Annotated in this window: 9 protein-coding genes; 1 reads left to right on the forward strand and 8 read right to left on the reverse strand. The window is 43.2% G+C overall.

Features of this window, described 5'->3' with window-relative positions; all coding sequences use genetic code 11:
- Positions 1-179: 179 nt before the first annotated feature.
- From BQ7394_RS07915 to BQ7394_RS07940, 6 genes are all read right to left on the reverse strand, one after another.
- Complete coding sequence (locus BQ7394_RS07915; RefSeq protein WP_075556955.1) at positions 180-1,406, reverse strand: LL-diaminopimelate aminotransferase; 1,227 nt, start codon at positions 1,404-1,406, stop codon at positions 180-182.
- A gap of 58 nt (positions 1,407-1,464) precedes the next feature.
- Positions 1,465-2,274: a diaminopimelate epimerase gene (dapF, locus tag BQ7394_RS07920; RefSeq protein ID WP_075556956.1), complete on the reverse strand. Its 810-nt coding sequence runs from the start codon at positions 2,272-2,274 to the stop codon at positions 1,465-1,467.
- A 407-nt stretch (positions 2,275-2,681) separates the two neighbouring features.
- Entirely contained in the window at positions 2,682-4,394 is a 1,713-nt protein-coding gene (locus tag BQ7394_RS07925) for a RagB/SusD family nutrient uptake outer membrane protein (protein WP_075556957.1), read from the reverse strand.
- 18 nt (positions 4,395-4,412) lie between these two features.
- Complete coding sequence (locus BQ7394_RS07930; protein WP_235848706.1) at positions 4,413-7,697, reverse strand: TonB-dependent receptor; 3,285 nt, start codon at positions 7,695-7,697, stop codon at positions 4,413-4,415.
- A 435-nt stretch (positions 7,698-8,132) separates the two neighbouring features.
- Positions 8,133-9,155, reverse strand: coding sequence for a FecR family protein (locus BQ7394_RS07935; protein ID WP_075556959.1), 1,023 nt, complete (start codon positions 9,153-9,155; stop codon positions 8,133-8,135).
- 64 nt (positions 9,156-9,219) lie between these two features.
- On the reverse strand, positions 9,220-9,798 hold the full coding sequence (locus BQ7394_RS07940) for an RNA polymerase sigma-70 factor (RefSeq protein ID WP_075556960.1): 579 nt from the start codon (positions 9,796-9,798) through the stop codon (positions 9,220-9,222).
- 236 nt (positions 9,799-10,034) lie between these two features.
- On the opposite strand from BQ7394_RS07940, the gene BQ7394_RS07945 reads away from it, so the two are divergent.
- A complete protein-coding gene (locus tag BQ7394_RS07945; protein ID WP_075556961.1) occupies positions 10,035-10,373 on the forward strand; it encodes a cupin domain-containing protein in 339 nt (112 codons plus the stop codon).
- Between the two features lie 211 nt (positions 10,374-10,584).
- Here BQ7394_RS07945 and asnB read toward each other — a convergent pair whose 3' ends face one another.
- On the reverse strand, positions 10,585-12,249 hold the full coding sequence (gene asnB / locus BQ7394_RS07950) for an asparagine synthase B (RefSeq protein ID WP_075556962.1): 1,665 nt from the start codon (positions 12,247-12,249) through the stop codon (positions 10,585-10,587).
- Between the two features lie 19 nt (positions 12,250-12,268).
- A complete protein-coding gene (locus BQ7394_RS07955) occupies positions 12,269-13,708 on the reverse strand; it encodes a glutamate synthase subunit beta (protein WP_075556963.1) in 1,440 nt (479 codons plus the stop codon).
- Between the last annotated feature and the right edge of the window lie 12 nt (positions 13,709-13,720).

Here is a 13,720-nt window from a genome sequence, read left to right on the forward strand (position 1 = left end):
GTTACCCGCCATAGTTGGGGCTTGGCATTGCGGTATAACATTCTATAAAATCGAAAAGCTGCGGCCGGCTTCTCTATACGATCCTTTTCATGAGATAACCTAAATTGATACATTGTTTAGCTCTTTTGTTCCATCCTGCTTCCTACATTGTCAATTGTTAATTCTCAATATTCAATTATTCAGAGCCACTTCTTCAGCCTGGCCATTGCCTCCAAAGTGTCGTCCCGGTCACCAAAGGCGGTGAGTCTCAGATAACCTTCGCCACTCGGGCCGAATCCTACGCCCGGTGTCCCAACTATATTGACTTCGTAAAGCAACTTATCAAAGAATTTCCAGGAGGAGAGACCTTTCGGAGCTTTTACCCAGAGATAAGGAGCATTTTCACCACCCCATACCTTAAGACCGCAACCCTGGAGGCCTTCTTTCATAATACGTGCGTTAGTCATATAATAGTTGATCGTAGCCTTCACTTGTTCTTTTCCTTCCGGGGAGTAGACCGCTTCGGCACCCCGCTGGGTGATGTAGCTGGTCCCGTTGAATTTGGTCGTTTGACGGCGGTTCCATAGCTTGTTCAATTGTATCTTTTCACCGCCCAGCGTAAAGCCGTTCAGTTCTTTCGGTACAACCGTATATCCGCAACGTACTCCGGTGAAACCGGCGGTTTTCGAGAAGCTACGAAATTCGATGGCTACCTTTTTCGCCCCTTTGATTTCATAGATCGAGTGGGGGATATTCGGGTTCTGTATGTAAGCTTCGTAGGCTGAATCGTACATGATCAGTACATCATTTGCCAGCGCGTAGTTTACCCATTTCTTCAACTCGTCTTTTGTCAGGCTTGTGCCTGTCGGGTTATTGGGGTAACAGAGGTAGAGGATATCCACCCGGCGGCTCGGAAGTTCGGGAATGAAATCGTTTTCTTCCGTGCAGGGTATATAAACGACATCGCTCCATTTTCCGTTTTCCAACACTCCGGTACGTCCGCTCATGACGTTGGAATCTATATAGACAGGGTAGACCGGATCGAGCACCCCGATACTGTTATCGTGGCGGAGAATATCGCCTATATTTCCGCAATCGCTTTTGGCACCGTCACTGACGAAAACTTCGCCCGGCTCCATAAATATCCCGCGACTGGCATAATCATTCTTGATGATGGCGTCGATCAGGAAAGGATAACCCTGTTCGGGACCGTAGCCGTGGAAATTCTCCTGGGTTGCCAGGTCGTCGACGGCTTTGTGCATCGCTTCGATAACGGCTGGTGCCAGTGGTTGTGTTACATCACCGATTCCCATGCGGATTATTTTTTCTTTAGGGTGCGTTATCTTGAAACTGTTTACTTTTTTCGCAATGTCGGAAAACAGGTAACTGTTCTGTAGTTTCAGGAAATGTTCGTTAATCAGTGCCATATTCGTTCTGTTGTTTTATGTTGTTGTCTTGTGGAGACAGGGGGCGCCTGTCTTTTTGTTATACTTCTATTGTCCCTTCAAATACGGTGACTGCTCCTCCGGTCATATAGACTTTTCCATTGTCTTTATCCCAGTGGATGGTGAGCGGTCCACCGTCCATAATCACTTTTGTTTTACGTTGGGTCTTACCGCACACGACCCCTGCGACGGCGGTTGCACAAGCACCTGTTCCGCAAGCCTGGGTAATCCCTGATCCCCGTTCCCATACCCTCATCCGGACTTCATCATCTTTTAAAACCTGTACAAACTCAACATTTGTCCGGTCAGGGAAGAGGGGATGACATTCCAGCTTAGGTCCGATAGCCGGCAAGTCGATATCGTTTATATTAGTAACAAAAATAACCAGGTGAGGGTTTCCTATCGACAGGATAGTGCCGGTATAGGTTTGTCCGTCGGCTTCCAGTTCAATGGATGGTTCAATTATTTCCGGGGTTCCCATATCGACCGTTACTTCGGTTACGGTCCCGTTGGAAACCGTTAGTTGCAGAATCTTGATACCTGATAATGTTTCCAGTGTGACTATCTCTTTGTTGGTCAGTCCTGCTTCGTAAACATATTTACCAATACAACGGGAAGCATTTCCGCACATCATGGCTTCGGAACCGTCGGCATTGAATATCCGCATGCTGAAATCGGCTTTTTCCGATGAACCGATTAAAACCAATCCATCTGATCCGATACCTGTATGCAGTGCACTTAACTTAATGGCTAGCTCTTCTGGATTTTCCAGCGGATAAGCCATCGAGTTTACGTATATGTAGTCGTTACCGGCCCCGTGCATCTTTGTGAATCTAATTGGATTTGTCATTTCGATTGTTTAACTCCTTTGAATATTTCATTTTGTTTTGTTATAATGCAAATATACGACGTTTTGGTATTTTATATACAATAAATGCATCTAAATGTTCTGTAAAACGATGTATGGCGATAGATTGTTTCAATAATCCCCTTTGTTTGTTATAAATTATAACTATATAACAACAAATAGAAGTATATTGTAAGTTGGCGTAAGTGAAAACTTGTTGAAATATCGTTAAAAGGAGACTTGTTATTCCTAGTAAGTATGACTATTTGTCAATGAAAGGAGATAAAAGAGACGCCATCCTGAACGAAAAGTAACTGAATCGTTCAAAATGACGTCTATTTGTAAAAAGAACGGGAACTAAAAGATTACTCTTAGCTCCCGTTTTATTTAGTTAGTTGAAAAGGCTGTTTTTATAAGCCGGCTTGTGGGTCGAATGTACCGTTTTCCCATCCTTTTGTTTGTTCCAGGTTGGGGTTATTGCTCATTTCGCTACGTTTCATCGGTAGGAAATACATATTTGTGTTGGCAATCATCGGGGTATTATCGCGATCGAACAAATAAGTCGTATAACTACCGTCGGCTTGTTTATTCATCACCAGTGCATGACGTTTATCTTGGCCTACCATAAGCTTGTCGTAGATCATCCAGCGACGCAGATCCCACATACGCTTCTGTTCGAACAACAACTCGATGAAACGTTCTTCACGTACTGCTTCACGCATTTCATCCTGATTCATATTCGGGTTTAATCCGTAAAGCATGCCTTTCAGTTCAGGATCGGAACTTGTCTCATTGATACCTGCACGTTCGCGGATTTGTTTCAGAACATCGAATGCTTCACTTAGCTTACCAACTTCAACGGCGGCCTCTGCATAGTTCAGCATGACTTCAGCCAGGCGGATATCGATGTAGTCGGTACCGGATTTCTGACAATCGGAAATGGAAATGCTTTCATCGATACCTTTCTTTGAGTAATAACCCGTTTTGGAACCAACGTTTTTACCGTAAGCATAATCGTTTTGTGCATTCTCATTCAGTTCCATAACGGTATTGAAATAAGTAACACCCTGATATACTACTGTTGCATAGAAACGTTTGTCGCGATTCTTCCATAAGGTAAAGATGTCATTGCTTCCTTCTTTTTCCCAGTCGGCATAGGTATACGTTTTTCCATCTACGGTAGGGAAACGGTCGATCACTTCCTGAGTAGGATGATCACCTCCGGAATTGTTCATAGAGAATGTGATCGGACGAACCTTTGCATCTCTGGTATGCGTGCGTGTCGGGTTTTCGTAGCGGATAGAGAAGATCACTTCCTGGTTCATTTCTTCCAGGAATAGTTTTCCATAATCACTATAAAGTGCGTGTCCCTGACCAATCAGATAATTAAGCGTTTCTTTGTTGTAATCATAAGCCGTCTGCCAATGTTCGCTATTCTTATTCGGGTTGAATTGCGGGCTGGCACGGAATAAGAGAACACGACCGAGAAGCCCTTTTGCCGCTCCTTTTGTTGCACGTCCCAAATTATCACCAGAGTAGGAATCAGGCAGACTTTCAGCGCAGGCTTTCAGTTCGCTGATAATGAAATCAAAACAATCTTTGGTGGAAGCACGTTTTACGTACAGGTCGTCTGTCAATGCTTGCGGAACGGTGATCAGAGGAACACCTCCGTAACGTTTCACCATCTCAAAATAAATATACGCACGGACGAAGCGAGCCTCAGCGGTCAGACGATCCGCCAACTCCCGGTCGATTGTACAAAGGTCCGTATTTTGTGCATTCTGTATAAAAGTGTTGCAATTACGGATATCTTTGTAGGGCCAGTACCAAGTTGGTGCAGAATCCCAGCTGGGTTTATCATCCCCGGCTTTGCTCATATCATCGGGAGTAGTTGTTCCGTTTGTCCAGCCTCCGCCTCCTGTTGCTTCATCGCTGGCATCAGCAAGGGCCGGATCCCAGCTGGGGATGGAAATATATAATGCGTTCAAAAAAGCGGTAGTCAGGGTTTCGTCTTCCCAAACCTGTTCTTCTGAGATGGAGCTCAGATCTTCCTTATCCAATATGCTGGAACAGGAAGAAAGTAATGCCAGAATAGTTGCGCATGTAATAAATATCTTTTTCATATCGAATTACTCAAATTGTTAGAAACTTACATTAATTCCAAAGTTGAAGCTCTTAGTGAGCGGGTATTGGTAAGCACCACGGTCACCACTGTTTTCAGGATCATAGATACCGATGTGATCAAATACAAACAAGTTGGTACCTGATACATAGACGCGGCAACGATCTACACCGATTGCACCCATCCATTGTTTAGGCAACGTATAACCGATCTCGATGTTCTTGCAACGGAAATAGTTTCCGTTCATCAACCAGAATGATGATTCCTGGCTATTGGCTCCTATTGAACCTGTACCACCGACACGGGGATATTTACCATTGATGTTATCGGGAGAATAAGCATCTGTCCATATATTCAATACCGTCTGTTCTGTCCATGTGTCGCCACGGTTCGGGAACATGATTGCACGATGGCCAACTCCCTGGAAAAAGGCGGTGAAGTCAATGCCTTTCCATTCGCCTCCCAGACTCATACCGTAAATGATTTCAGGATCCTTGCTATACAGGGAAAGAACGGTTTTATCGTTTCCGTCAACAATACCGTCAGGACCACCGACGCCACCTGCTCCGTTGATGTCTTTCAGGATAATATCGCCTTTCGACCAGTCGAATCCACCGTTATATTGCGGCAGGCCAACCAGGTCCGCATCTGTGCGGGCAATACCGTCTGCAAGATAACCAGTGATATATTTGATAGGCCGGCCGGTTTTTAATTCCCATTCGTAAGCATTTGCCGACTCATCGATCTTTGTATAATGGTTGCGTGCGAAAGAGAAGTTTCCTGACACATAATAAGTGAAGTTTCCTATTTTGTTATCATGGCGCACTAAGAACTCACAACCCTGGTTTACCATTTCCGCATAGTTTTCTTTGGGAAGCGTAGCTCCGAATGTTCCCGGGATGGTACGGACACGATCCATCAGGATATCTGAAGTCTTTTTATGGAAATAGTCAAATTCAAAACTTAATAAACCATTCCACAGACCTAAGTCGAAACCGACGTCGGCAGTAGTTGTTGTTTCCCAAGTAATACCCAAGCTGGGGTAAACACCCGGAAGGATACCTGTTGCACCGGTACCGAATACGACATTGGTCGGGATTTTGTCTGTTTGTGTTGTGAATTTACTGAGATATTGATAGTAAGCAACATCGTCGCCACCATCGTTACCTAATGTACCATAAGATGCACGGAGTTTCAGGTTATTGATAAAGTTCAGTTTCTCATTGGCTTTGAAGAAGCTCTCTTCCGTAATACGCCAACCGGCAGATACTGACGGGAAGAATCCCCAACGTTTGCCCGGAATCCATTTTACTGATGAATCATAACGGAAGTTTGCTTCCAGTAAATAGCGGTTGTCGAATCCATAATTGATACGGCCTACATAACCGATACGTCCGATTTCCGATTCATTACCATCGGCGTCTTTCCATTGGCTATCTGCGCTACCGGCAAACAATTGTTCCAGGGAAGGGGAAAGTAACTCTTTGCGTTGTGCCCAGAATTTATCACCCCATTCTTCATATTGTTCATACAGGAACATGGCACCGATATCATGTTTGCCGAATGTACGGTTATAGTTCAATTGCAAGTTCAGTGTATAAGCACTGGTTTCGTTGAAATCTTTCCGGACGAAGTTACCATTTTCTGTTCTTGTACGGGTACCGACCACCGGAGCGTCATCGCGGATGATATGATTATGTTCGCCTGTTGTTTCATGAATATATAATGTATATTTCTTTCCTGCCTGTTTTTCATTTTCATAATACCGGCGGTAGTTGAACATTGCATTGGCCGTCAGACCTTCTACCCAGGGAATATCCCATTTAGCACTCAGTTTTGTATTCAATGTACTATGTTTCTTTGATACATGACCATTCTTGATTGCTTCCAGGATGTTCCAGTTATAAATAGTCGCGTTTGGCTGGCCATTGATATAAGCCGGTTCTGTCGACGGGAAATTCAATAAGGCACGATACATGTCGTTCATCAATTCCTTATCTGAGTCATGAGGCCAATACGGTGTGCGCTGGTCGCTCATATTACCGTCCACATCCAGTCCGATTGTAAAGTTGTCGGCAATTTTGGCATCCACGTTGGAACGGAAGCTATAACGTTTGAAATCCAGATTGTCGAATGTACCGCTTTGTTGGTAGTAACCTGCAGACATATAGTAATTAATACGGTCGCTACCACCATTTACGCTGAGGTTATGTTGTGTGGTGAACGGATTTTTCCAGGCAAGGTCGAACCAGTCTGTACTATGTGTCTTGAAATATTCCTGTTCGTCGGCTGTATAGTAACGAGAGTCTGTTTCAGGAATACCATTGTACATAAATTGATTATTTAAGTACACTGTTCTGTCATAGGCATTCATCACTTCCGGTGTACGGGTAGGGCGATCTGTACCGAACAATCCTGAGTAACTGAATTGTGGTTTCTGGTTCTTACCGCGTTTGGTCGAAACAACGATTACACCGTTGGATGCACGCGAACCGTAAACGGCGGCCGATGCAGCATCTTTCAATACGGAGATGTTTTCGATCGTATTCGGATCTAAAGCATCGAAGTCGGCTTTTTCACGAACGACACCGTCGATCACATAAGTCGGATTCGTATTATTCGGAGTATTGACACCACGAATGGTGATGGGGGAGGATACACCCGGCATACCGGATTTGTTGTAGGAGAAGATACCCGGCATACGTCCTGCCATTGCATTTGAGATATTAGACACCGGGATAGTGGCAATATTATCAGCGGAGATAGTGGCAACAGATCCGGTCAGGTTCATTTTCTTCTGCGTACCGTAACCGATAACGACGACTTCGTCCAGCTTCTGCGTATCTTCCCGTAGGTTGATTGTGAAATCGGTTTGTCCTTCTACTTTTATGGTTTGAGGCAGATAGCCGATAAATGAGATTTGCAAGGTCGCATTTTCCGGAACCTCCAGACTAAAACGACCGTCCATATCGGTGATTGTGCCAATAGTAGTACCGTTGACAGAAACGTTGGCACCGGTGATAGGTCCTAACTGATCGTTGACAACCCCTTTGATCGTTTTTGATTTCTGCTGAGTAGCTTCTGCTACCATATTTTTCGGACGTAGAATGATTTGTTTGTCATTGACGCTATATTCAATGTTTGCGGCTTTACAAATTTCATTCAAAATAGTTTCGATCGATTTCTCCTTTACTTTAATGTTTACTTTACGGTCAACATTAATAAGTTGACTATTGTACATAAAATAAAAGTCGGAACTTTCTTCGATTTCCTGTAAGACTTGCTCTACAGAAGCATTCCTCATGTCCAAAGAAATTCTAGCAGACTGGGAGTACAATGAGCTTGCACTTGCCGTGCTTAAAAAGCAAGTCAAACATAATGTTGCAAGTTTCATACGCATTGGAATTTTTGGTAATAAGTCAAAATTTGACTTAAAACCTTCTGGGTTTGATAAATTCTTCATAAATTCACATTATCAAATTTAATTAGGTTTGAAAAATAACTTGGTTGGGGATTACCATTCGTCAGGTGAGATTTTCGGATTGGTAATTCTTTTGATTGAAGCAGGAAAATGTGACCAGCATTTTTCTGCTTTTCTTTTAGGTGACTCTTTTCATATAATACTTCTTTTAAGTTAACGTTTATGACATTTGTTTTTATTTTTATATTAGACGTAGCGTGCGGGCAGACACCCTATGGGAAAATTGGCTTTTTTTGTTTTTTTCTTGTTATGTGATTTTTACTTTATTGTTTTTATTATAACTGTGCGTCGTGAATACGTAAAATCAGCGGTTTGCTTCGGCTCTATTACGGTACATTTTATAGGTGCCGTTTTTTCTAACAGGAGTAAAACATCATTGAGTGTTTCTGTTGTGAATGTGGCAGAGTATTTATAGTCATATAGCTCTTCTCCTTCCAATTTGATATCTACATTAAAATGCCGGGCGAGCCGTTGTACGATTTCATTCATGTTGGCACGTCTGAATATCATTTTACCATCTTTCCATGAAGTTTCTACTGCCAGATTGACTTTATCAACTTCCATTCTGCTGGTATTCTTATAATATATCACCTGTTCTCCCGGATGTAATGTTCTGGAGATTGGTTGTCCAATTTCAGATACTTCCACATGGCCTTTTGCCAAGGTAGCTTCTATTTTATTCTCATCTTCATAGGCTTTCACGTTGAATTCAGTCCCATAGGCGCTAACTTGTAAACCATTGGATGTTACTACATCGAAACGGTTTGATTTATCAGATGTTACTTTAAAATAAGCCTCTCCGGTCAGTTGTACATTTCTTTTATTATTGGTAAAGCGTTTAGGATAAGAGATGGAAGAGCCGGAGTTTAACCATACTTCAGAACCATCGGGAAGCGTAACTTTAGATATTAAGCCATAAGCAGAGCTTAACTCTACTTGTTCGACTGGAATATTGTTCCATTCTTTCAGTGTATCATACAAGGTATAAGTTGCGATTAGAACCGGAATCAATAATACAGCTGCTGCTGTCCGGATAAAACTCAAGACTTTCTTTTTATATTTATCTGTTGCAATTTGTTTTGAGATTTTTTTCCAGTTCTGTTGAGTGTTTATCTGTTTATGTAATTTGAGTTCGGCCGTGGTTTCCCAGATGAAACGAATGTCATCTACTTCTTTTTTGAAGTCGAGAGAAGATTGCATTTGTTGGTCGAAAGCTATTCTTTCTTCTATGGAAAGCTTACCTTCAAGATATGCTATTATATGTTCTGTATGAATGTCCACTTTTGCTTTTTATAAATTAGACGTATACTATGAAAGATACCCTATGTTAAATAGTGTTTTTGTATTACCAAAGTAGAAGAAGTACAAGGGGAAGATAGTCTTTTAATTCGATTCGGAGATGTTTTAGTGCTTTTGTCATATAAGCTTCAACCGTCTTGACTGAAATATTATATTCAGCGGCGATTTCTGTATAAGTCATGCCATCGAATCTGTTTTTTTCAAAAACGGTTCTGATATTATCCGGAAGTTTAGCTAATGCGGCCGATAACATCTGTTCCAGTTCGATAGTCGAATAAATATCTCCGGTAGTATATTGTAAAGCATTATTTTCGATCTCTTTTTGTTGCCAGTTTTGTTCTGTTTCCTGTTTGCGTAGAAAATCTATACAGGAATTTTTGACACTGGTGATAAGAAAGTTACGACTGGAAGTACTGATCTCGATATTTTTTCTGTTTTTCCATATTTTGAAAAAGGTTTCCTGTACGATGTCTTCACATGTCTCCCAACGGTCCACATATCTATGAGCGAAGACACATAAAGGAGAGAAAAACTGGAAAAAAAGAGTACGAAATGCTATTTCATCATCTTTGATCGCAATTTTCCAAAATAAACTGTCGATAGTACTAAATTCCTTTTCCTTCATTTTTGTTTATAGCGGGAAAACTATGATTTTTAAATAGTACGTAGTTCTTAAAGAACTCAAGTAAAAAAAGTCTATTTAATAGTTCGAATCCTTCATATTCTCGGTCATAATATTAGCAAAGTATCTAAACATTGAATAATTGACGTATGAAAGTGGAGAATACCCTATGATTATTTGAAAAAACAACAGTATCAGTTATCTTTACCATTTGAATAAAGAATTAAAAAGAAAAGTTTATGAAACAGGAAAGTGTTAATTTTCAGTTCGAAAATGGAATAGAATGGCAGGATCTCGGTGGAGGTGTGCAACGTCAGATCATGGGATACAATGATAACATAATGATGGTGAAGGTTAAATTTGAAACCGGGGCGATAGGTGCTCCACACGTGCATCCCCATTCGCAGGTTACTTACGTGGTAAGTGGCGTTTTCAAATTTATGACGGATGGAGAAACACAAATTGTGAGAGCAGGGGACGGGGTTTATATGAAACCGGATGTTATGCATGGCTGTGAATGCCTGGAAGCCGGTATTTTGATCGACACTTTCAATCCCTTGAGAGAAGATTTTCTGTAATTGTCAAAATGTAACTACGTTGCCGGGTAAATCGGATTAGTATGCCATATATTTAGAATTACCCTACCGGGTAATATTTTTTAACGTATCAGAATGTATCGGATAAGCGTTTATCTGTTGACATAAAGTAAAAAGACATCCGAAAGAATTTTATTTCTTTCCGGATGTCTTTTTGTTTTCTTTCGGAAGGAATAGAAATTCCATCCTTATATCAATAGGCCGCTTCATGTACCCCTTTAATAGAACGGCCACTCGGTTCATTCATATTTTTGAAGGTGGTATCCCATGCCAGTGCCTCAGGAGTGGAACAGGCTACACTCGGGACGGAGGGAACACTTCTCGCGGCACTTTCACTGGGAAAATGTTCTTCAAAAATCGTGCGATAGTAGTATTCTTCTTTATTTTGCGGAGGATTGATCGGGAAACGGTTGGCGGCGTTTGCCATTTGTTGGTCGGAGATCAGTTCGGAAGTAAGCTTCTTCAACGTATCGATCCAGCTATAACCCACTCCATCGGAGAACTGCTCCTTCTGACGCCAGACAATTTCTTCCGGAAGCATATCAGCAAAGGTTTCACGGAGAATTTTCTTTTCGATGGTCTTGCCCGGACACATTTTAGCCGCAGGGTTCAGACGCATGGCAACGTCCAGGAATTCTTTGTCGAGGAAGGGGACGCGTCCCTCCACTCCCCAGGCACAAAGACTTTTATTGGCACGTAAGCAATCATACAAATAGAGTTTACTTATCTTACGCAATGTCTCTTCATGGAATGTCCTGGCGTCGGGTGCTTTGTGGAAGTAGAGATAACCACCGAAGATTTCATCGGCACCTTCACCGCTTAACACCATTTTTATCCCCATGCTTTTGATTACACGGGAGATCAGGTACATCGGGGTGGATGCACGTACGGTCGTCACATCATAGGTTTCGATATAGTAAATCACGTCGCGGATGGCATCAAGGCCTTCCTGCACGGTGTAATTGATTTCATGATGAATGGTGCCGATCGCATCAGCTACCTTTTGGGCGGCGATCAGGTCGGGAGCGCCCTTTAATCCGATGGCGAAGGAGTGGAGCTGAGGCCACCAGGCATCCGCTTTACTGCCAGTCTCGATACGCTTGGCGGCATATTTCTTTGCGATGGCAGAAATAATGGATGAGTCTAGGCCACCGGAAAGCAGGACACCGTAGGGAACGTCACTCATCAGTTGACGCTGGACGGCGGCTTCGAGAGCATCATGTAACGCTGTTGTGCTGGCCTGATTGTCTTTTACGTTCTCATAATTCACCCAATCGCGCAGGTACCATTTCGTCAGGTCGGTATCTTTACTGTAAAAGTAATGACCCGGCTTGAATTGATTGTAGATGGTAGCAAATCCTTCCAGACCTTTTAGTTCAGAAGAAACGAGTAAGTGTCCGTTATCGTCGTAACCCATATACAGAGGGATAACGCCGATAGGGTCGCGGGCGATCAGGTAAGTGTCGTTTTCTTCGTCGTAGAGGGCGAAGGCAAAGATGCCACTTAGCCGTTCGACGCAACCGGTACCATACTTACGGTAGAGGGCGAGGATGACTTCACAATCGGAACCGGTCATGAATTCGTATTCATCTTTTAGTTCCTGACGGATTTCGCGGTGGTTGTAGATTTCACCGTTCACAGTCAAAATCAGTTTGCCGTCTTTGCTTTTCAATGGTTGTCCGCCGGAGGCAGGATCGACGATAGAAAGGCGTTCGTGGGCAAGAATGGCAGTAGGTCCTTGGTAGATACCACTCCAATCCGGTCCGCGATGACGGATTCGTTTACTCATTTCCAAAGCTTGGGCACGAAGGGCGGATGCACCTTCACGAATGTTGAATATTGCTGTAATGCCACACATAAATTATTATTATTTATTGTTAGTGTTTTTCTAAACTAGTTTCACTCAAATAGTTATCTATTGCCTCTGCTGTCTTTCTCCCCGAAGCCATAGCACGTACTACCAGGCTTGCTCCGCTGACGGCATCACCGCAGGCAAAAATTTTACTGCCGGCTATCTGGTTTTTATTGTCGACGGCAATATTTTTCCGGCTATCTGTTGCCAACGAGAGCTCTTTTACAAGGCCTTCCTGTTCGGGATGGACGAAGCCCATTGCCAGAAATACCAAGTCTACTTCTATCGTCTCCTTTTTTCCAGTCAGTTTCATTTCTGGACGGCCTCCATTGCCAGATGGTATCCATTCAACTTCTTCCACTTCAACGCCTTTCAGTATGTTTTTGTCCCCGATAAAGCGACAGGAGGTAAGACACCAGCGACGTATACAGCCTTCCTCATGACTACTACTGGTTTTCAATACCTGCGGATACATAGGCCAGGGAGTTTCAGGATTATGACCGATGGGTGGTTTCGGCATGATCTCTATCTGAGTTACACTGGCAGCTTTGTGACGGTTAGCCGTTCCTACGCAGTCGCTACCCGTATCGCCTCCACCGATTACCAGTACTTTCTTACCTTTGCAATTGATGATGTTTTTGGGAGGGATAGCGATGCCTTCAAGCAACCGGTTTTGTTGTCCCAGAAGTTCAAGAGCAAAGTGAACGCCTTTCAAGTTACGGCCTTCGATCGGCAGGTCGCGTGGAATTTCAGCACCGATAGCAATGCAGACGGCATCGAACCGGCTGATTATATCTTTCATATTAATTTCTTTTCCAACCATTGTATTGACACGAAACAGGATACCTTCCTTTTCCATCAGCTTGATACGTCGGTCGATAATATTTTTCCCCAGTTTGAAATTCGGAATACCGAAACGGAGAAGTCCTCCCGGTAATTCGTCTTTTTCAAAGATGGTGACTTCGTATCCTTTACGATTTAACTGGTTGGCGACAGTCAATCCGGCCGGTCCACTACCGATAACGGCTATGCGTTTGCCATTGCGTACGGGCTGTACGGGTTGTATGTATCCTTCGCGGAAGGCAGCTTCGACAATGGCCACTTCATTCTCACGGATGGTGACAGGTTCGTCGCAACTCAGTTTCAGTACACAACTTTTCTCGCACAGGGCAGGGCAGATGCGGCCGGTGAATTCCGGGAAGTCGCAGGTCTGTTCCAGTACGTGGTAAGCTTCTTTCCATTTTCCCCTGTAAAGAAGATCCTGCCATTCGGGTTGTTTATTTCCGATAGGACAGCTCCAATGGCAGAAAGGGACGCCGCAATCCATGCAACGGGATGCCTGACGACGACGGTCGCTACTGTTGAGGGTTTGTTCTACTTCGCTGAAATCGTCGATGCGATCTTCAACAGGACGGTATCCTGCTTCTTGTCTATGTATGGTAAGGAATGCTTTTGGATTTGCCATGATTTTTATATT

The organism is Parabacteroides timonensis (genome assembly GCF_900128505.1).
Classification (GTDB): Bacteria; Bacteroidota; Bacteroidia; order Bacteroidales; family Tannerellaceae; genus Parabacteroides; species Parabacteroides timonensis.

Coding starts and splice junctions, on each gene's coding strand:
- BQ7394_RS07930 (WP_235848706.1), bottom strand. CDS start 7,697: ATGAGGAATGCTTCTGTAGAGCAAGTCTTACAGGAAATCGAAGAAAGT.
- asnB (WP_075556962.1), bottom strand. CDS start 12,249: ATGTGTGGCATTACAGCAATATTCAACATTCGTGAAGGTGCATCCGCC.
- BQ7394_RS07955 (WP_075556963.1), bottom strand. CDS start 13,708: ATGGCAAATCCAAAAGCATTCCTTACCATACATAGACAAGAAGCAGGA.
- BQ7394_RS07945 (WP_075556961.1), top strand. CDS start 10,035: ATGAAACAGGAAAGTGTTAATTTTCAGTTCGAAAATGGAATAGAATGG.
- dapF (WP_075556956.1), bottom strand. CDS start 2,274: ATGACAAATCCAATTAGATTCACAAAGATGCACGGGGCCGGTAACGAC.
- BQ7394_RS07915 (WP_075556955.1), bottom strand. CDS start 1,406: ATGGCACTGATTAACGAACATTTCCTGAAACTACAGAACAGTTACCTG.
- BQ7394_RS07925 (WP_075556957.1), bottom strand. CDS start 4,394: ATGAAAAAGATATTTATTACATGCGCAACTATTCTGGCATTACTTTCT.
- BQ7394_RS07940 (WP_075556960.1), bottom strand. CDS start 9,798: ATGAAGGAAAAGGAATTTAGTACTATCGACAGTTTATTTTGGAAAATT.